Genomic DNA, 19,221 nt, shown 5'->3' with positions numbered 1-19,221 from the left:
CGGGAAACCCCGCACCAGGGGCGCCCGCCCTCCGTCCGACTGGAAACGGGCGGGCGGGCGGGAAAGGACCCGTTCAGCGGCGAGCGCGCCGCGCCAGCGTCACCCCCGCCACCACCGCGACCACCCCGACCAGGACCACCCAGTCCGGCACCCCGTCGAACCGTCCCACCCACTCCTGCACGGCGAAGGAATCGTCCTCGTCGACCGGCGCGGGCAGCGCCGCCGCGCCGTCGTACAGCAGGAAGAGCGAGCCGAGCAGGACGAAGAAGAGCCCGGAGAGGAGCGACGTGGTGTGCAGCTCGAAACGGCCGACGCGGAACGCGCGCCCCCGCAGCCACCGCCGCCGCCCCAGGTCGAACCGCTCCCACAGCACCGCGAGGACGAACAGCGGCACCGCCATGCCCAGGGCGTACACCGCGAGCAGCGCACCCCCGTACACCGGACTCCCGCTGTACGCCGCGACGGTCAGCACGCTGCCGAGGATCGGCCCGGCGCAGAACCCGGCGAACCCGTACACCGCCCCGAGCGCGTACACCGACACCGCCGTCGTGGGCCGGATGCGCCCGGACAACTCGGCCAGGCGCCGGGAGGCGAAGCCGAGGCCCACCACCTGGGCGACGCCGAGCGCGATGATCAGCCAGCCCGCCCAGAACACCAGCTGCTCGCGGTGCCCGAAGAAGAAGCGCCCCGCGGTGGACCCGGCGACGCCGAGCGGTACGAGCGTCGTGGCGAGCCCGGCGTAGAAGATCCCGGTGCGGGCGAGCAGCCGCGAGGTGGAGTCGATGGAGTACGCGAAGAACGCGGGAAGCAGCAGCGCGCTGCACGGGCTGACGAGGGCGAGGAGACCGGCGAGGAAGGCGGCGAAGTACCCGACGTCGGCGGTCACTTCTCGCCGCCCTTGCCGGGCGCGGCCTTGGATGCCGCCTCGATGGCCTGCTCGAACACCGACGCCGGCTGCGCCCCCGCGATGGGCCGCCCGTTGATCAGGAACGACGGCGTGGACGTGGCGCCGAGCTGGTAGCCCGCGTCCTGGTCCTTCTTCACGGCCGCCTTCGCCGCGGCGCTGTCGGCGTCGCGGACGAAGCGCTCGACGTTCTTGACCCCGGCCTCGCGCGCGAGCTCCTTGAGGCGCCCGTCACCGAAGCCCTTCTCCTTGGCGCCGTCCGCGTACGCGGCCTCGTGGAACTCCCAGAACCTGCCCTGCCGGCCCGCCGCCCAGGCGCCGCGCGCGGCCCGCTCCGAGTCCTCGCCGAAGATCGGGAAGTTGCGCCACTCGATGCGCAGGGTGCCGTTGTCGACGTACTTCTTCACCAGGTCCGGCTCGGTGTCGCGGGCGAACTTCCCGCAGAAGCCGCACTTGAAGTCCGCGAACTCGACCATGACGACGGGCGCGTCGGCGCGGCCCTGCGCGAGCGGGTCCTTGGCGTCGCGGCGGGCGAACTTCTCCAGCTCGGGGTAGACGCCCTGCTGCGGCGCGGCGGCGTCGGAACCCTTGTCCCCCTTGTCCCCGTTGCCGCCCTTGCCGCCCTTGTCGACGGAGGCGACGGACGACGAGTCGTCCGGCTTGGTGGCGGTGTACGAGGCGACGCCGAGCGCTCCGGCGGCGACGGCCACGGCGGCGATGATCGCGACGTTCTTCTTCTTGCGTGCGACGGACATGGTGATGCGCTTCTCCTGTTGCGTATGTTGCGTACGGCGATGAGGGACCCCTGAGACAGGGGTCCCCTACACACGCAGAACGGAGAGGTCCACCGGCGAGGGCGGCACGAGCGGCGGGGGCGCGCGCAGCGCACACGCGGCGGCGTGCACGGCCTGGTCGGCGCCCCAGACGCCGGCCTGGGCACGGACGTCGTACGGCGCGAGCGGCAGTTCGTACGAGGGACCGGGGCGCGGCGGCACGGCGGGCCGCTGCCCGAGGTCCTGGTCACCGCCCTGACCGCAGCCGGGCACCCCGTGCCCGTCGGCGCCCTGGACGAACGGCGCGGCGGCAGCGGCGGGCGCGGCCGGCGCGGCGGGAGGTGTCGACCGCTCGGCGGCGGCCGCGGGCCCGCACAGCGCCCCGAGCACCACGAGCAGCAGCGCCACCAAGGGGCACCACCGCGTACGCGCTCGGGACAACATGCCCGGAATGGTACGTGCCGCAGGGCTCGCCCCGGGAAATCGGTTCGCCACCTTCGCGGGCCGGGTGAGATCCTGGACCGCGTATGTCTACGCAGCCCGCCCTCACCCTCGACGCCCTCGCCACCCGCCTGACGGCGCTCTCGCTGCGCGATGAGCACCGCATCGGCCGGCGGCTCGAAGGTGCGCGCCGGATCCGCAAGCCCGAGGCCCGTGCCGCCGTCCTCGACGAGATCGCGCAGGACGTCGAGAAGGCCGAGGCCAGGATGGCGGGCCGCGCGGACGGCGTGCCCGCGATCACGTACCCGGAGCAGCTTCCGGTCAGCCAGAAGAAGGACGAGATCCTCGAGGCGATCCGCGACCACCAGGTCGTGATCGTCGCGGGCGAGACCGGCTCCGGCAAGACCACGCAGATCCCCAAGATCTGCCTGGAGCTCGGCCGGGGCGTCCGCGGCCTGATCGGGCATACGCAGCCGCGCCGCATCGCCGCCCGCACGGTCGCCGAGCGCGTCGCCGATGAGCTGAGCACTCCGCTCGGCGAGGCCGTCGGCTGGAAGGTCCGCTTCACCGACCAGGTGAGCGGCGGCACGTACGTGAAGCTGATGACGGACGGCATCCTGCTCGCCGAGATCCAGACGGACCGCGAGCTGCGCGCGTACGACACGCTCATCATCGACGAGGCCCACGAGCGCAGCCTCAACATCGACTTCCTGCTCGGTTATCTGGCGCAGCTGCTGCCCAAGCGCCCGGACCTGAAGGTGGTCATCACCTCCGCGACCATCGACCCCGAGCGGTTCTCGCGGCACTTCGGCGACGCCCCGATCGTCGAGGTCAGCGGGCGCACGTACCCGGTGGAGGTGCGCTACCGCCCGCTCCTGGAGGAGGAGGGCGACGACCCGGACCGCGACCAGATCACCGCGATCACGGACGCCGTCGAGGAGCTCCAGGGCGAGGGCAAGGGCGACATCCTCGTCTTCCTCTCCGGCGAGCGCGAGATCCGCGACACGGCGGACGCGCTGGAGAAGAAGAAGTACAAGTTCACTGAGGTGCTTCCGCTGTACGCGCGGCTGTCGCACGCCGAGCAGCACCGCGTGTTCCAGCCGCACACGGGCAGACGGATCGTGCTCGCCACGAACGTCGCCGAGACCTCGCTGACCGTCCCGGGCATCAAGTACGTCATCGACCCGGGCACGGCCCGCATCTCCCGGTACAGCCACCGCACGAAGGTGCAGCGCCTGCCCATCGAGCCGGTCTCGCAGGCCAGCGCCAACCAGCGCAAGGGCCGCTGCGGCCGTACGTCGGACGGCATCTGCATCCGGCTCTACTCCGAGGACGACTTCCTCGCCCGGCCCGAGTTCACGGACGCGGAGATCCTCCGTACGAACCTGGCCTCCGTCATCCTGCAGATGACCGCGGCCGGGCTCGGCGACATCGAGAAGTTCCCGTTCATCGACCCGCCGGACCACCGCAACATCCGGGACGGCGTCCAGCTCCTCCAGGAGCTCGGCGCGCTCGACCCCACGCAGAAGGACGTGCGCAAGCGCCTCACGCAGCAGGGCCGCAAGCTGGCCCAGCTCCCCGTGGACCCGCGCATGGCCCGGATGGTCCTGGAGGCCGACAAGAACGGCTGCGTGCGCGAGGTCATGGTGATCGCCGCCGCCCTGTCCATCCAGGACCCGCGCGAGCGCCCCGCCGACAAGCAGACGCAGGCCGACCAGCAGCACGCCCGCTTCAAGGACGAGACGTCCGACTTCCTCGCGTACCTCAACCTGTGGCGCTATGTGCGCGAGCAGCAGAAGACGCTCGGCTCCTCCGCGTTCCGCCGCATGTGCAAACGGGAGTTCCTGAACTTCCTGCGGATCCGCGAGTGGCAGGACATCTATACGCAGCTGCGCACGGTCGCCAAGCAGATGGGCATCCATCTGAACGAGGACGACGCCCCCGACCAGCAGGTCCATGTCTCGCTCCTCGCCGGACTGCTCAGCCACGTCGGCATGAAGGACGTGAAGGACGGCGCGAAGAACGAGTACCTGGGCGCCCGCAGCGCCAAGTTCGCGATCTTCCCGGGATCCGCCCTGTTCAAGAAGCCGCCGCGGTTCGTCATGTCGGCCGAGCTCGTGGAGACGTCGCGCCTGTGGGCCCGCGTGAACGCGAAGATCGAGCCGGAGTGGGTCGAGCCGCTCGCCCAGCACCTGCTCAAGCGCACCTACAGCGAGCCGCACTGGGAGAAGGACCAGGCGGCCGTCATGGCGTACGAGAAGGTGACGCTGTACGGCGTCCCGCTCGTCACCGACCGCAAGGTGAACTACGGCCGGATCGACCCCGAGGTCTCCCGCGACCTTTTCATCCGCAACGCGCTGGTCGAGGGCGACTGGCGTACGCACCACAAGTTCTTCGCCGACAACCGCAAGCTGCTCACGGAGGTCGAGGAGCTGGAGCACCGCGCGCGGCGCCGCGACATCCTCGTCGACGACGAGACGCTCTTCGACTTCTACGACCAGCGGGTGCCCGAGCACGTGGTGTCCGGGGCGCACTTCGACTCGTGGTGGAAGAAGAAGCGCCACGAGGAGCCGGAGCTGCTCGACTTCGAGCGGTCGATGCTCATCAACGAGCGCGCGGGCGACGTGTCGAAGGACGACTACCCGGACTCGTGGCGGCAGGGGCCGCTGAAGTTCAGGGTGACGTACCAGTTCGAGCCGGGCGCGGACGCGGACGGCGTGACCGTCCACATCCCGCTCCAGGTGCTCAACCAGGTGTCGGCCGACGGCTTCGACTGGCAGATCCCCGGCCTGCGCGAGGAGGTCGTGACGGAGCTGATCCGCTCCCTGCCGAAGCCGATCCGCCGGCACTACGTCCCGGCGCCCAACTACGCCAAGGAGTTCCTGAAGCGGGCCACGCCCCTGCAGGAGCCGCTGCACGTCACGCTGGGGCGCGAGCTGCAGAAGATGGTCGGCGTGCCGGTGGGCGCCGACGACTTCGACCTGAGCCGCGTGCCGGACCATCTGAAGATCACGTTCCGGGTCACCGACGAGCGGCGCCGCAAGCTCGCCGAGGACAAGGACTTGGAGGCGCTGAAGCTCCGGCTCAAGCCGAAGGCCCGCAAGGCCCTGTCGCAGGCGGCCGCCGCGACGGCCGAGCGGTCCGGCGGGGAGTCCGTGGAGCGGTCGGGGCTCACGGACTGGACGATAGGCACCCTCTCGCGCGTCTTCGAGACCCGGCGGGCCGGTCAGCCCGTGAAGGCCTACCCGGCCCTGGTCGACGACGGCGACACCGTCTCCGTACGCCTCTTCGACACCGAGGCGGAGCAGGCCGAGGCCATGTGGCGGGGCACGCGGCGCCTCATCCTGCGCAACATCCCGGTGAACCCGGCCAAGTTCGCCCAGGACAGGCTCAGCAACCAGCAGAAGCTCGCCCTGTCCGCGAACCCGCACGGCTCCATGCAGGCCCTCTTCGACGACTGCGCGACCGCCGCCGCGGACAAGCTGATCGGCGACTTCGGCGGGCCCGCGTGGGACGAGGAGTCGTACCGCAAGCTGTACGAGAAGGTGCGCGCCGAGATCGTCGACGCGACGGTGCGGACGGTCGCCCAGGTCCAGCAGGTCCTGGCCGCCTGGCAGGCCTGTGAGCGCCGGCTGAAGTCCACCCGCAGCCCGGCCCTGCTCGCGAACCTCGCGGACGTCAGGGAGCAGCTCGACGCCCTGATCAAGCCGGGCTTCGTCACGGCGACCGGCATCCGGCGCCTGCCCGACCTGATGCGCTACATGGTCGCCGCCGACCGTCGGCTGCAGCAGATGCCGGGGAACGCGCAGCGGGACACCACGCGCATGGAGAAGGTGCGCGAGATGCGCGACGAGTACGCGTGGCTCCTGGAGCAGTTGCCGGCGGGCCGGCCCGTGCCGCAGGAGGTCACCGACATCCGCTGGATGATCGAGGAGCTCCGTGTCAGCTACTTCGCGCACGCCCTCGGTACGGCGTTCCCCGTCTCCGACAAGCGGATCGTGAAGGCCATCGACGCGGCGGTGCCGTAACCGGGTCGGCACTCAGGGTGAGTTCGACCGCTGGCCTGCGCTCCTGTACAGTCTCTTCTCGCAGCGCAACGCACGATGAGCGCCGCGAAACCTGGTCCTGTGGAGCAGTTTGGAGTGCTCGCCACCCTGTCAAGGTGGAGGCCGCGGGTTCAAATCCCGTCAGGACCGCCGCAGCGGGCCACCCTTCAAGGGGTGGCCCGCTTTGTTTTTCCCACCCGCCCGCCCGTTTCCAGTCCCACGCGGGGTGGGCGCCCCTCGCGGGGGCCGAGCGCCGTCGGCGGCCGCCGCGGCTCGCGTTTTTCTTCCCCACCCGCCCGCCCGTTTCTGCCCCGCCGCGAGGTGGGCGTCCCTCGTGGGGGCTGAGCGCCGTCGGTGGCTGCTGCCCGCCCTCGCTGGCATCTCCACCCGCTCGGCCGCTTCCGCCCCGCCGTGACGGCGTCATCGGTGGCTGTGGAGGTTGGTGTGTTCGGGTCTCGCGGCTCGTTCGTGTGGTGGCCGTCTTGACGGCGTCACATTCCCCCGGTACCCCAGAAACAGCAGGGCGGCGGGCGGGGAGGTCCGGCGCTCTTCTGGAGGTGGGCTCATGACCGCACCCGCACGACACGAGACCCGTGCCTTGCTGCGCGCGCACCTCTCCGCGGCGTCCGGCTACCGCCACCTGACCCGCCACTGCCCGATCTGCCACCGGCTCCTGCGGCTCGCGATGGAGCCGTCGGCGGACGCACGGGAGGCCGGCGAGGCCGCCGGGCAATGCGAGGACGAAAGTCCCCCCAAGGCATGACCAAAGCCGAGGCGCGCGGCGGCTCCGCAGTGGGAAGCTGGCGTGCGGGGCGAGTTGGTCCCCTCTAGCGCACGAGCGGCGAGAGCAACAAGATACGGGTCGTGTGACGGTAGTCACCGAACGAGTTCCAAAAACTCCGGAACTTACCCCTGGCCTACAACAGGTCAATCTAATATGTGCAATTGCACCACCTGGCACACCGCCCGATAGCGCATCCCTCAGGGATCAACAAGGCGGCGCACAGAGGCCCCCAACAGCGCGCACAAAGGGACCCCCGGACAGCAAAATCGCGCTGGACCCGGCGGAGTCCAGCGCGATCGACGACGCACCCAAGTGGCTCAGGCGTGGCTCCCGTTGGGGCGGGATCCTCGTCGTGTGGAGCTATGTGTCGGACGATACGGCCGGATTGGGGGACCCGGCAGCGGTCGTGCTCTTCGTCCGATGTGTACTGCTTACTGCAAAAACGCCGTACCTCAGGCCTCGCTGCGCTGCTGCGGAATGCCCGCAAGCAGAGCGCGAACCTCGGCCTCGCGGTAACGGCGGTGCCCGCCGAGCGTGCGAATCGACGTGAGCTTGCCAGCCTTGGCCCAGCGCGTGACCGTCTTGGGGTCGACGCGGAACATCGTGGCGACCTCAGCCGGGGTCAGCAGCGGCTCGGCATCAGGGGTGCGAGCGGTCATGAGCGGCCTCCTCGGGAGAACCGAACCTTCTCGGTTCATTCCTCTAAATTCTGCACCTTGACCCGCGTTGCCCGAAATGGCGGACGCGAGTCGAGTCGGTTATAGGACGAACGGCTTGTCCTCGGCACTACAACTACACCATCCGTCCAGCCGCGTCGGCCAAACCGATGGAATTGCCCTCCCAGGTGTCCATCAGCGACGGAAGCCGATGGACCATGCCATAGCGGACAGTCACGCCACAGTGACGATCAGTCACAGAGCGATCAGGAGTCAACAGACCCCCCATAGCGTGCAATGCTGAGCATTCCGCCCTTAGTTGGACGGAAGGAGCCCTGTCCGGACTCCTTGTCCTATTTTGGCATGAGGAAGGCCGTTCGGCGCAAGGGTCAGTTAAGTGCGGTCCATCACGCTTGAGGCAAAGGCCCGGATCGGGACCTACGTCCCGGCGCCAGGACATGGCGCGCCGGACAGGCGAACGCCCAGGATGCACCAGACCGCACCCGGATGCGCCGGTTGACGGGTCAAAGAAGTGTTAAGAGGAGCGACGTCAGTTCGAGATCAGTTCGAGAACTGCCGTTCACGGACCGCCCGCCACCGCTCGACGAGCCGCGCGTACGCCTCACCGGCGCCCACCCCGTCGCCGTCGCGCAGCGCCTCGATCCCGGCGGCCACGTCCGCCGCCGAGTGGTCCTCGTCCAGCATCCCCTCCGGCAGCGCGTGCACCAGGCCGCCGTAGTCCAGCTCGACGAGCGAGCGCGGGTGGAACTCCTCAAGCCACCGGCCCACGTCCACCAGGCCGTCGATGAGCGGCCCCTCGTCCATCGCCGCACGCAGCGCCTTGAGGCCGCGCGCCACCCGGCGCCGCGCCTGCACCATCGGCGTGCGGTACCGGAGCACCGGCGCCGCCGCGCCCTCCGGGACCCCCGCGTCCCCGGCCGCCCCGTGCCCGTACCCCTTGTCGTAGAACCGCTCCTCGTCCGTGACCAGGACGAACCAGTTCAGCGGCACGTGCCAGGTCGCCGACCTGATCCACGGCCGTGCGTCGGGGTTGTCGGTGAGCCAGGCCTCGTAGTCCGCGGCGGCCTGGCGGCGCACCACCGGCGGCAGGACCGCGTCCAGGACCGGCGCCGGCAGCTGCTCCGCCAGCTCGCCGAGGGCCTGCCAGCCGCGCAGCCGGGTCCGCCACGGGCAGACGCACACCACGCCGTCGCTCTCCACGACGAACGCGTCCCGACTCTCGTGCACCGGCACCGGAATCGGCGGCGTGGGCGCCAAATCGGCCAGGGAGCCCCGCAGTTCGTCCTGGTAGGAGGGCCGGTCGGCGCGACGGGCGTAGCGCGCCCAGTGGGTGCGCTCAGGCTCGGGGAAGGCGGCGAGGGGCTCGTACACGCGCAAGTACGACGCATACGGGACAACCACCGAGGACACCTTGGGCACGGCTCCTCCCCTCCCCCGCCTACCGGCTGGAAAACACTGCAAATCGTGCCATGGCCGAAGCCCGCCGTACTCCGTCGCGCAGCGACCCTCCACCCCGGGCGAGTGATCCTCTCGCGGAAGGGACAGAGTGATGCCGGGCACCATGCGGCGAGGGGTCCCGGGAGGCTCTACTCTCATGCCCACCGGGACCCGCCACCCGCACGGGTATCCCGCCCAACCGCCGCTACGTAACCGGGAGTCACCACCGTGACCGATGTATCCGACGGCGTCCTGCACACCCTGTTCCAGTCGGACCAGGGTGGCCACGAACAAGTCGTGCTCTGCCAGGACCGTGCCAGCGGCCTCAAGGCCGTCATCGCCATCCACTCCACCGCCCTGGGCCCGGCCCTCGGCGGCACGCGCTTCTACCCGTACGCCACCGAAGAGGCCGCCGTCGCCGACGCGCTGAACCTCGCGCGCGGAATGTCGTACAAGAACGCCATGGCCGGTCTCGACCACGGCGGCGGCAAGGCCGTCATCATCGGCGACCCGGAGAAGATCAAGAGCGAGGAGCTGCTGCTCGCCTACGGTCGCTTCGTGGCCTCGCTCGGCGGCCGCTACGTGACGGCCTGCGACGTCGGTACGTACGTGGCGGACATGGACGTCGTGGCGCGCGAGAACCGCTGGACGACCGGCCGTTCCCCCGAGAACGGCGGCGCGGGCGACTCCTCGGTCCTGACCGCCTTCGGCGTCTTCCAGGGCATGCGGGCCAGCGCCCAGCACCAGTGGGGCGACCCGACGCTGCGCGGCCGGAAGGTCGGCGTCGCGGGGGTCGGCAAGGTCGGGCACATCCTCGTCGAGCACCTCCTCAAGGACGGCGCCGAGGTCGTGATCACGGACGTCCGCGAGGAGTCCGTGCGCCGCGTCACCGACAAGCACCCCGAGGTCACGGCGGTCGCCGACACCGAGGCCCTGATCCGCACCGAGGGCCTCGACGTGTACGCGCCGTGCGCGCTCGGCGGCGCCCTGAACGACGACTCCGTGCCGGTGCTCACCGCGACGGTGGTGTGCGGAGCGGCCAACAACCAGCTCGCCCACCCCGGCGTCGAGAAGGACCTCGCCGATCGCGGGATCCTCTACGCGCCGGACTACGTGGTGAACGCGGGCGGCGTCATCCAGGTCGCCGACGAGCTGCACGGCTTCGACTTCGACCGGTGCAAGGCCAAGGCTTCGAAGATTTTCGACACCACGCTCGCCATATTTGCTCGCGCGAAGGCGGATGGGATTCCGCCCGCCGCGGCGGCCGACAGGATCGCCGAGCAGCGCATCGCGGAGGCGCGCCGCGGCTGACCCGGCGGGCCGCGCGGGGACGCCGACGGCGCGCCTGCCGCGTACCTGCCCAGAACGGCCGAAAAGCAGCCCGGGAACCCCGGCCGGACCCTCGTTCCGGCCGGGGTTCCCGCGCTCGGTCCCGTCACGATCACGCCGCGTTTCCGGGCGGAATCCGCTGCCGCGAGACAAGACTCACGCCCGCCGCCGTGTCGGCTGCCAAGAAGAGGTTAAAATCGCAGCTGACCAGCGAGGAAAGGGCGCCTTGTTGGTCGTGCGCCGACGCGCGTCCTGCGGGCGACGTACCGTATGGCCGCAGGAGCAGGTACCGTGGAAGCCCTACGGACCGGTCTCTCCATGGAGAGTCCGTTCCAGATCATGAACGCGTGTCAAGACTCTGGGGCCATGAAGCCCCGATACCGAGGGGGTCGAGCCATGGGGCGCGGCCGGGCCAAGGCCAAGCAGACAAAGGTCGCCCGCCAGCTGAAGTACAACAGCGGCGGGACTGACCTGTCGCGTCTGGCCAACGAGCTGGGCGCTTCGACTTCGCAGCAGCCGCCGAATGGCGAGCCGTTCGAGGACGAGGACGAGGAAGACGACCCGTACGCGCAGTACGCGGATCTATACAACGACGACGAGGACGAAGAGGACGACCAGTCCGGTCCCTCGTCTCAGCGCCGCGGCGCTTGACCTCGCGGTTTCGCAGCTCACTGAGCCTTCGCCGTTCAACTGAGCACTCGCAGTTCACGCGCAATCCGCTGGTAACTGCACTCACCCGGTCCGGGGTGGCTAGTCGCCCGGACCGGGTTTTGTGCTGTCCGGAGCGGACTACTTCGCGGCGCTGTCAGTTGAATACGTGCCGGTGAGCTCGGCGCCCGTCGCGTGGTCGCCGCGGTCGGTGATCTCACCCGCGACCCAGGCGTCCACACCGCGGTCGGCGAGGGTCGTGAGGGCCACGTCGACCGACTCCTCGGGCACGACGGCGATCATGCCGACGCCCATGTTCAGGGTCTTCTCCAGCTCCAGGCGCTCGACCTGGCCGGCCTTGCCGACGAGGTCGAAGACCGCGCCCGGCGCCCACGTGGAGCGGTCCACGGTGGCGTGCAGGGCGTCCGGGATCACCCGGGCCAGGTTGGCGGCGAGGCCGCCGCCGGTGACGTGGCTGAACGCGTGCACCTCGGCGGTGCGCAGCAGCGCCAGACAGTCCAGGGAGTAGATCTTGGTGGGCTCCAGGAGCTCCTCGCCGAGCGTGCGGCCGAACTCCTCGACCTGCTGGTCGAGGGTCATCTTCGCGCGGTCGAAGACCACGTGCCGCACCAGCGAGTACCCGTTGGAGTGAAGGCCCGACGACGCCATCGCGATGACCGCGTCACCCTTACGGATGCGATCCGCGCCGAGCACCTGGTCGGCCTCCACGGCGCCCGTGCCCGCGCCCGCGACGTCGAAGTCGTCCGGGCCGAGCAGGCCCGGGTGCTCGGCCGTCTCGCCGCCCACGAGGGCGCAGCCCGCGAGGACGCAGCCCTCGGCGATGCCCTTGACGATGGCGGCGACGCGCTCCGGGTGGACCTTGCCGACGCAGATGTAGTCGGTCATGAACAGCGGCTCGGCGCCGCACACGACGATGTCGTCCATGACCATCGCGACGAGGTCGTGGCCGATGGTGTCGTACACGCCGAGCTGCCGGGCGAGGTCGACCTTCGTGCCGACGCCGTCCGTGGCGGAGGCGAGCAGCGGGCGGTCGAAGCGCTTGAGGGCGGAGGCGTCGAAGAGCCCGGCGAAGCCGCCGAGGCCGCCGAGGCCCGCGACCTCGGGGCGCTGGGTCTTCCTGACCCACTCCTTCATCAGCTCGACGGCGCGGTCACCGGCCTCGATGTCGACGCCGGCGGCTGCGTAACTGGCACCAGTTGTCTCAGACATTGCCTGGGATCTTTCGGGGTTGATGAGGGGGCTCAGGGGCGACGGATCGCGTCGGCCGCGGCCGTGGCCGCGGGACCCGCGGCCAGCTCGGTCTCCAGGAGCTGCTTGCCGAGCAGCTCGGGGTCCGGGAGCTCCATCGGGTACTCGCCGTCGAAGCAGGCGCGGCACAGGTTCGGCTTGTCGATGGTCGTGGCCTCGATCATGCCGTCGATGGAGATGTACGAGAGGGAGTCGGCGCCGAGCGAGGTGCCGATCTCGTCGATGGTCATGCCGTTGGCGATGAGCTCGGCGCGGGTCGCGAAGTCGATGCCGAAGAAGCAGGGCCACTTCACGGGCGGCGAGGAGATCCGGATGTGGACCTCGGCGGCGCCGGCCTCGCGGAGCATCTTCACCAAGGCGCGCTGGGTGTTGCCGCGGACGATCGAGTCGTCGACGACCACCAGGCGCTTGCCCTTGATGACTTCCTTGAGGGGGTTCAGCTTGAGGCGGATGCCGAGCTGGCGGATGGTCTGCGAGGGCTGGATGAAGGTCCGGCCCACATAGGCGTTCTTGACCAGGCCCGCGCCGAAGGGGATTCCGGAGGCCTCCGCGTAGCCGATCGCGGCCGGCGTCCCGGACTCCGGGGTCGCTATCACCAGGTCCGCGTCGACCGGGGCTTCCTTGGCCAGTTTTCGACCCATCTCGACGCGCGAGAGGTAGACGTTGCGGCCCGCGATGTCGGTGTCGGGGCGCGCCAGGTAGACGTACTCGAAGACACAGCCCTTGGGCTTCGCTTCCGCGAATCGGGAGGTGCGGAGGCCGTTCTCGTCGATGGCGATGAACTCGCCGGGCTCGATCTCGCGGACGAAGCTGGCGCCGCAGATGTCGAGCGCGGCGCTCTCCGACGCGACGACCCAGCCGCGTTCCAGGCGGCCGAGGACGAGGGGGCGGATGCCCTGCGGATCACGGCCCGCGTACAGCGTGTGCTCGTCCATGAAGACGAGGCTGAAGGCGCCCTGGACCTGGGGAAGGACCGCGGCGGCCGCTTCTTCTATGGTCAGGGGCTTGCCGTCGGCGTCGGTCTGGCCCGCGAGGAGCGCGGTGACCAGGTCCGTGTCGTTGGTCGCGGCGAGCTGGGTCGCGCGGCCGTTCTCCTTCGGCAGGGCGGCCACCAGCTCGGCGAGCTGGGCCGTGTTGACGAGGTTGCCGTTGTGGCCGAGGGCGATGGAGCCGTGGGCCGTGGCGCGGAAGGTGGGCTGGGCGTTCTCCCACACGGAGGCCCCGGTGGTCGAGTAGCGGGCGTGTCCGACCGCGATGTGACCTTGGAGGGAACCGAGGGATGTCTCGTCGAAGACCTGCGAGACGAGGCCCATGTCCTTGAAGACGAGGATCTGGGAGCCGTTGCTGACCGCGATTCCCGCGGATTCCTGGCCCCGATGCTGGAGGGCGTAGAGCCCGAAGTACGTGAGCTTTGCGACCTCTTCGCCCGGCGCCCAGACACCGAAGACGCCGCAAGCGTCCTGGGGGCCTTTCTCGCCGGGGAGCAGATCGTGATTGAGTCGACCGTCACCACGTGGCACGCCACCGAGTGTAGGCGAGATCGACCACTGGTCCGAATTGGGGTAGGGGGCGGTGGGTGGGCCCTCGCGGGGGCGCCCCAGGCCCGCCCCTCCCTCGAAACCAGGGGGCTTCGCCCCCTAGAACCCCCATTTGTCGGCGCTTCGCGCCTCGTTCTCAAGCGCCGGACGGGCTATTTCGTTGCTGCTGTCGCGGTGACTGTGGTGCCGTCGTCGGCCGTGAGGGTGAGGTCTTTGTCACTCACCTTGTAGCCGGTCCTGCCGTCGAACAGCTTGAGGAGGTCACGTTCCGTCTTGGCCTTGGCACCCTGGCACATCATGCGGGTCGTCTTCGGGACGCCGAAGGTGATCACGCCGTTCTTCGGCACGGCCTTCGCGGAGACGTCGTTGCACCCGAGGTTGCCGTGGACGGTGCCGTCCTTGTCGAAGGTCAGGCGGGCCTTGCCGGCGACCTGCTTGGGCAGGGCCCGGGTCGTGCTGTCGTCGCCCACGGAGTCCACCGTCCACGTGGTGCCCTGGAGCGGGGTGGGGGGAGCGACGGGCTCGGAGGTCAGGGCGATGCGGTCGCCCTTGCTCGTGGTGAGCGTCAGACGGCCGTCGTCCATGCCCTTGCGGTCCGCCTTGAGCGTGCCGTCGAGGGCGTCGGCGAGGCGGCGCTCGAAGCCGAGGGCCTTGCAGGCGATCTCGGTGTGGATGCCCGGCTTGTAGTCGACGGTGTCGCCCTTCACGGAGACGTCCGCGCCGTAGCCGTTGCAGCCGTAGTGGCCGCCGGTGCCGCCCTTGCCGCCGAGGCGTATGTAGGCCCCGTCCGGGGCGTCGTGCTTCTTGCCGTCGACGGTCAGGCTGACGACGTTCCAGCGCACACCGGTGAGGGGCGCCTGAGAGTCGACGGAGCCGGAGTCCCCGTCGCTGCCTCCGGACTCCGAGCCGCAGGCAGCGAGCAGCCCGGCGGCGGCGAGAACGGTGAGGGTCTGGGTTACGCGCTGCTTGTACATGTCACTGTGACGGGGCACACCCTCGACCGGTTCCGTACGGTCGGCCCGTCCCACGGGCCGGGTGCCTCACCCCATGAGCGGGAGCAGCCCGCCCAGGTCCGCCCGTTCCCCGCTCGCGCTGACCTTCGCGTCGGCGAGCTCCGCGGCCCATGCCGTGCGGCCCGTGGCGAGCCGGATCCAGGTCAGCGGGTCGGTCTCGACGACGTTCGGCGGGGTGCCGCGGGTGTGCCGGGGGCCCTCGACGCACTGGACGACGGCGTACGGCGGAACGCGGACCTCCACCGAGCCGCCGGGCGCCTTCAGGGCGAGCGTGTCGGCGAGCAGGCGGGTGCAGGCGGCCAGGGCCTGGCGGTCGTACGGCACGTCGAGGCCCGGCACCGCGTCGTTCAAGTCGTCGGTGTGGACGACGAGTTCGACGGTGCGGGTGACCATGAAGTCGGCGAGGGTCATGCCGCCGAAGCGCATGGGGACCAGGCGGGTGGCGGGGGTGCCGGGGAGTTCGTCGGTGAGCCGGTCGAGGGGCGCGGCGAACAGGGCGTCCAGGTCCGTGCCCGTGCCCACGATGCCGCGTACGTCCTCGTCGACCTGGCCCGCGGCCGCCGATGTCCTGAACGCCCAGTTCTGGAGCGTGACTTCGGCCTTGTCCGGCTCGGGGGCGTCCAGGGCGCGGGCGACGGCGCCGAGCGCCATCGTCAGGTGCGCGGCCAGCTCCCGCACGGTCCAGTCCCCGAGCCGGGTCGGCCGGGCGAGCTGCTCGTCCGTGAGGCCCGCGACCGCCGCGCGCACGGTGGCGTACTGGGTGAGGACGGCCGTGCGGATCTTCGTCGGGTCGTAGGCGCGCGTGCGCTTCTTGGCCGGAGGCATGCCGGGAGCCTAAGCCTTCACCGCGTACCCGCTGAGGCCTTTTTCGACCAGGTCGAAGGCGTCCCGCGCGAGCTGCGCCGCGGCCTCCGCGGCCTCGTCGAGGCTCGCGCCCGCCGCCCTGCGGCGCTGCACCTCGGCGAAGACGGCGTTGCGCACGCCGATCAGCTGGGCCGCGGCGACCTCCGCGAGCACGGGCTCACCGGTCTCCTCGGCGAGCACGTCGGCGAGGAGGCGCTGGCCGCGCAGGTGGAAGCGGTGGGCGCGGTGGAGCAGCACGGGGGTCTCGGCGATGAGGCGGAGGATCTCGATCGTGCGGGGGTTGTCGCTGAGGCCCAGGGACGGGTCGCGGACCTCGATCAGCTCGAGCAGCCGGGCGCGCAGGGCCTCCGCCGCGGACTCGCCGGGGGCGCGGTTACGGACCGCGTCGGCGGCGTCGGGGACGTACCTCTCCATCCTGCTGAGGAGCAGGTCCTCCTTCGTGCCGAAGTAGTTGAAGACGGTCATCTTCGACACGTCGGCGGCCGCGGCGATCTCCGCGACGGACACCTTGTCGAAGCCGCGCTCGACGAAGAGGTCCACGGCTGCCAGCCAGATCCGCTCGGCGGTCTGCCGCTTCTTGCGCTCGCGCAGGCCCAGCTCAGGACCGGCGCCCTCCTGTGCCGCCATGGCCGCACCGTACCAGGACGATATTTCCCCGTACGGGGGCACGCACCGCTGGTCAGGAGGGCAGGTCCGCCGTCTTGCCGACCGTGAACACCTCGCCGTTCGCGGGCACGCCGACCCCCTGCCAGCGGAACGGAATGCCGCGCGCGGCCTCCAGGTCGGGGCTGTCCATGAGCTGGAAGTGGACGTGCGGCTCGCTGGAGTTGCCGGAGTTCCCGCAGCGGCCGATGACCTGTCCCGCGCGCACCCGGTCGCCGGTGCGCACGGCCAGGGACCCGCGCTTCACATGCGCGTACGCGGCGTACGTGCCGTCGCCGATGTCGAGGATCACGTGGTTGCCGAAGATCCGGCGGGCCCCGGCCAGGCTCCGTACGTCGCCCTCGACGAGGAGCAGATAGGCCAGGCCGAGCAGGGAGTTGCGGCTGAGGTGGTCGCGCTGGCCGTCCTCGGCGTGCACGACGGTGGCGTCGGCGACGGCGACGAGGTCGGCGCCGAAGGCCGGGAAGGCGCGGGCCGGGCGGGCGACGGGCCACAGCAGGGCCGCGCCGGGCCGGGGGCGCCGCTCGTCCTCGGCCACGATGTCGATGGCGTACGTCTGGCCGTACCCGTGCACGCCGTGGCTCGGGGTCTTGTCGGCGGGGCTGTTGAGCGCGGACCAGCGGCCGGTGACCGGCGGGAGGACCTCGACGGGGTCGCGCGGGGCGGCCTTGAGGTCATGGCTCGCGGTGCGGCCGGCGACGATGCCCGCGCCCCACGACAGCGCCAGCGGCGTGAACACCACCCACCACGCGAAGGGATAGTCGACGAAGAAGCTGCCGATGACGAGTCCGACGAAGACGAGCACAAGGAGGCGCTGCAGGACGGCGCACAGCTTGCGTATGAACATGGTGGTTCCCCCAGTCGTGCGGTGATGGGTCAGGTCACGGCGTCACGGCGTCACGGCGTCACGGCGGAGAGCGCCACGAGCAGCGGCACCACCCGCCCCGCGGGCACCTCGTGGCGGCCGCGGCCGGTGGTCTGCAGCCAGCCCGCGGCGGTCAGTTGGCGCAGGTGGTGGTAGATCTGCCCGGTCGTTCCGATGCCGTCGAGGGCGGCGAGCTCGGCCGCGGTGCGGCGGCCGCCGAGGATCTCGCGCAGCAGCCGGAGCCGCACCGGATGGCCGAGCGCGGCGAACGACTCGGCGGCCACCGCCGGGTCGGCGTCGAGCACGTCCCCGGTGACCTGCCCGTACTGCCAGTCGTACCGCTCCCCGGTCGGCAGCCGCACCGCGCCGGTGAACAGCACCCCGCCGTCCTCCGCGCCGAGCCCGGCGAGCTGTGCCTTCAGGCCGTCGAGCGCCCAGAAGTCGCCGTCTGTGACGGCGGGCGCGGCGGGGCCCGCGCCTTCGAGTGCCGCGATGCGCCGCTCCAGGTCGGCGACGCGCTCTTCAAGATCCACGATCTGAGCTTACGTAATTACGTAATCCCTGGCAAGGCTGCCCGTTCGAGTGAACGTTCCAGGAACACCCGCACCACGACCGCGCCTCGCCAACACTGGCTCTCATCTGGAAGGGGGTGCACCATGACGGTTATGGCCGAGCGCACAGCAGCGATGTCAGCGGAGGAGTTCGAGCAGATCGCCCGATTCACCGCGAACCAGTTCGAGGGCATCAGACTGGAGTTCATCGGCGGAAGGATCTGGATCAAGGGCGTGACGGACGGCAATCACGGCACGATCATCATGTGGCTGATCAGGCAGTGCATGCAGGCACGGCCCGACCTCGACCTCAACCCGGTGCAGGGGCTGAGGACCGAGGCGTATCGCAACGGGCGGGCCCGGCCGGACGGTGTCCTCGCGCCCACGGGGCACTTCGAAGGCCACGGCGACTGGGCCGACCCCAGCGGTGTCCTCATGGCGGTGGAGGTCACGTCGTACGACTCCGACACGCACGCGCGCGACCGGGTGGAGAAGCCCGTGGCCTACGCGGAGGCCGAGATCCCGGTCTATCTGCTGATCGACCGCGACAACGGCACGGTGACCGTGTTCAGCGAGCCGGACAACGAGCGCTCCCGTTACCGGAACATCCACACCATCGGATTCGGCGAGCAGCTCGTCCTGCCCCCGCCTGTCGGGATCACCCTCGACACGGACATCCTCAAGCGCTACGCCCAGCACTGAACGGCCTGTGGGGCCCCGCCCGAACCCGGACGGGACCCCACAGCACAAGGAAGCGTCAGCCGAACAGCGCCGGAATCGTCTCCGTGTGCGCGGTCCGCAGCTCGTCCAGGGTCAGCGCGAACTCGCCCTGCACCTCCACCGCGTCGCCGTCCACGACACCGATGCGCGTGACCGGCAGACCCCGCGCCCCGCACATGTCGGTGAAGCGCAGCTCCTCGCTCCTCGGTACGGACACGACCGCGCGGCCCGCCGACTCCGAGAACAGGAACGTGAACGCGTCGAGCCCGTCGGGCACGACGAGCCGCGCGCCGTTGCCGCCGCGCAGGCAGGACTCCACGACCGCCTGGACCAGGCCGCCGTCGGACAGGTCGTGCGCGGCGTCGATCATGCCGTCGCGCGAGGCCGAGATCAGGATCTCGCCGAGCAGCCGCTCCCGCTCCAGGTCGACCTTCGGCGGCAGCCCGCCCAGGTGGTCGTGGACGACCCCCGACCAGGCCGAGCCGCCGAACTCCTCGGCGGTGTCGCCGAGCAGGTAGAGGAGCTGGCCCTCCTCCTTGAACGCGATCGGCGTGCGGCGCGTGACGTCGTCGATGACGCCGAGCACGGCCACGACCGGGGTCGGGTGGATCGCCGTCTCGCCGGTCTGGTTGTACAGGGAGACGTTGCCGCCGGTCACCGGGGTGCCGAGCTGGAGGCAGCCGTCCGCCAGACCGCGCG

The 19,221-nt window shown here is 70.6% G+C and carries 18 protein-coding genes and 1 tRNA gene; 6 read left to right on the top strand and 13 right to left on the bottom strand.

From position 1 onward, the window contains the following. Positions 1 to 73 precede the first annotated feature (73 nt). The 3 genes from ACFWZ5_RS37555 to ACFWZ5_RS37545 all read right to left on the bottom strand — a co-directional run bounded on the left by ACFWZ5_RS37555 (position 74) and on the right by ACFWZ5_RS37545 (position 2,121). Positions 74 to 886, bottom strand: coding sequence for a cytochrome c biogenesis CcdA family protein (locus ACFWZ5_RS37555; protein ID WP_384803955.1), 813 nt, complete (start codon positions 884 to 886; stop codon positions 74 to 76). Next, complete coding sequence (locus ACFWZ5_RS37550; protein WP_384803952.1) at positions 883 to 1,659, bottom strand: DsbA family protein; 777 nt, start codon at positions 1,657 to 1,659, stop codon at positions 883 to 885. Before ACFWZ5_RS37550 ends, ACFWZ5_RS37555 begins: the two co-directional genes overlap by 4 nt. Before the next feature lie 66 nt (positions 1,660 to 1,725). Then, positions 1,726 to 2,121 carry a hypothetical protein gene (locus ACFWZ5_RS37545; RefSeq protein WP_384803949.1) on the bottom strand — a complete coding sequence of 132 codons (396 nt, stop codon included), beginning with the start codon at positions 2,119 to 2,121 and terminating at the stop codon, positions 1,726 to 1,728. An 83-nt stretch (positions 2,122 to 2,204) separates the two neighbouring features. Here ACFWZ5_RS37545 and hrpA point away from each other — a divergent pair, with 83 nt between their 5' ends. The 3 genes from hrpA to ACFWZ5_RS37530 all read left to right on the top strand — a co-directional run bounded on the left by hrpA (position 2,205) and on the right by ACFWZ5_RS37530 (position 6,927). After that, positions 2,205 to 6,146 carry an ATP-dependent RNA helicase HrpA gene (hrpA, locus tag ACFWZ5_RS37540; RefSeq protein WP_384803946.1) on the top strand — a complete coding sequence of 1,314 codons (3,942 nt, stop codon included), beginning with the start codon at positions 2,205 to 2,207 and terminating at the stop codon, positions 6,144 to 6,146. Positions 6,147 to 6,239: 93 nt separating this feature from the next. Continuing rightward, a tRNA-Asp gene (locus ACFWZ5_RS37535) sits at positions 6,240 to 6,314 on the top strand. Between the two features lie 415 nt (positions 6,315 to 6,729). Then, a complete protein-coding gene (locus ACFWZ5_RS37530) occupies positions 6,730 to 6,927 on the top strand; it encodes a DUF6274 family protein (protein WP_384803943.1) in 198 nt (65 codons plus the stop codon). A 473-nt stretch (positions 6,928 to 7,400) separates the two neighbouring features. Here ACFWZ5_RS37530 and bldC read toward each other — a convergent pair whose 3' ends face one another. Then, positions 7,401 to 7,607 carry a developmental transcriptional regulator BldC gene (gene bldC, locus ACFWZ5_RS37525; protein ID WP_003949541.1) on the bottom strand — a complete coding sequence of 69 codons (207 nt, stop codon included), beginning with the start codon at positions 7,605 to 7,607 and terminating at the stop codon, positions 7,401 to 7,403. 558 nt (positions 7,608 to 8,165) lie between these two features. After that, a complete protein-coding gene (locus ACFWZ5_RS37520) occupies positions 8,166 to 9,044 on the bottom strand; it encodes a hypothetical protein (protein WP_384803940.1) in 879 nt (292 codons plus the stop codon). A gap of 246 nt (positions 9,045 to 9,290) precedes the next feature. Here ACFWZ5_RS37520 and ACFWZ5_RS37515 point away from each other — a divergent pair, with 246 nt between their 5' ends. Both ACFWZ5_RS37515 and ACFWZ5_RS37510 read left to right on the top strand, forming a co-directional pair. Then, positions 9,291 to 10,373: a Leu/Phe/Val dehydrogenase gene (locus ACFWZ5_RS37515; RefSeq protein WP_384803937.1), complete on the top strand. Its 1,083-nt coding sequence runs from the start codon at positions 9,291 to 9,293 to the stop codon at positions 10,371 to 10,373. Between the two features lie 414 nt (positions 10,374 to 10,787). After that, positions 10,788 to 11,042, top strand: coding sequence for a DUF3073 domain-containing protein (locus ACFWZ5_RS37510; protein WP_189177758.1), 255 nt, complete (start codon positions 10,788 to 10,790; stop codon positions 11,040 to 11,042). Positions 11,043 to 11,180: 138 nt separating this feature from the next. On the opposite strand, the gene purM is transcribed toward ACFWZ5_RS37510, so the two are convergent. From purM to ACFWZ5_RS37475, 7 genes are all read right to left on the bottom strand, one after another. Continuing rightward, entirely contained in the window at positions 11,181 to 12,269 is a 1,089-nt protein-coding gene (purM, locus tag ACFWZ5_RS37505) for a phosphoribosylformylglycinamidine cyclo-ligase (RefSeq protein ID WP_384804765.1), read from the bottom strand. A gap of 32 nt (positions 12,270 to 12,301) precedes the next feature. Continuing rightward, complete coding sequence (purF, locus tag ACFWZ5_RS37500; protein ID WP_384804763.1) at positions 12,302 to 13,828, bottom strand: amidophosphoribosyltransferase; 1,527 nt, start codon at positions 13,826 to 13,828, stop codon at positions 12,302 to 12,304. A gap of 170 nt (positions 13,829 to 13,998) precedes the next feature. After that, positions 13,999 to 14,838, bottom strand: coding sequence for an META domain-containing protein (locus tag ACFWZ5_RS37495; protein WP_384891946.1), 840 nt, complete (start codon positions 14,836 to 14,838; stop codon positions 13,999 to 14,001). Between the two features lie 48 nt (positions 14,839 to 14,886). Continuing rightward, positions 14,887 to 15,684, bottom strand: a complete 798-nt coding sequence (locus ACFWZ5_RS37490; RefSeq protein WP_384804759.1) for a sterol carrier family protein — start codon at positions 15,682 to 15,684, stop codon at positions 14,887 to 14,889. Positions 15,685 to 15,693: 9 nt separating this feature from the next. Next, complete coding sequence (locus tag ACFWZ5_RS37485) at positions 15,694 to 16,350, bottom strand: TetR/AcrR family transcriptional regulator (protein WP_384804757.1); 657 nt, start codon at positions 16,348 to 16,350, stop codon at positions 15,694 to 15,696. 52 nt (positions 16,351 to 16,402) lie between these two features. Continuing rightward, entirely contained in the window at positions 16,403 to 17,233 is an 831-nt protein-coding gene (locus tag ACFWZ5_RS37480; RefSeq protein WP_384804755.1) for a M23 family metallopeptidase, read from the bottom strand. A gap of 50 nt (positions 17,234 to 17,283) precedes the next feature. After that, on the bottom strand, positions 17,284 to 17,784 hold the full coding sequence (locus ACFWZ5_RS37475; protein WP_384804753.1) for an ArsR/SmtB family transcription factor: 501 nt from the start codon (positions 17,782 to 17,784) through the stop codon (positions 17,284 to 17,286). A 123-nt stretch (positions 17,785 to 17,907) separates the two neighbouring features. Between ACFWZ5_RS37475 and ACFWZ5_RS37470 the strand changes: the two genes are divergently transcribed. Then, positions 17,908 to 18,504 carry a Uma2 family endonuclease gene (locus ACFWZ5_RS37470; RefSeq protein ID WP_384804751.1) on the top strand — a complete coding sequence of 199 codons (597 nt, stop codon included), beginning with the start codon at positions 17,908 to 17,910 and terminating at the stop codon, positions 18,502 to 18,504. 55 nt (positions 18,505 to 18,559) lie between these two features. On the opposite strand, the gene ACFWZ5_RS37465 is transcribed toward ACFWZ5_RS37470, so the two are convergent. Further along, a partial coding sequence (locus tag ACFWZ5_RS37465) for an AIR synthase-related protein (RefSeq protein ID WP_384891942.1) occupies positions 18,560 to 19,221 on the bottom strand: 662 nt, incomplete at its 5' end.

Origin of the sequence: Streptomyces sp. NPDC059003, assembly GCF_042740445.1 — a bacterium.
GTDB lineage: Bacteria > Actinomycetota > Actinomycetes > Streptomycetales > Streptomycetaceae > Streptomyces.
Note: the sequence above shows the minus strand (reverse complement) of the source record. Positions and strands in the feature narration are given on the sequence as shown.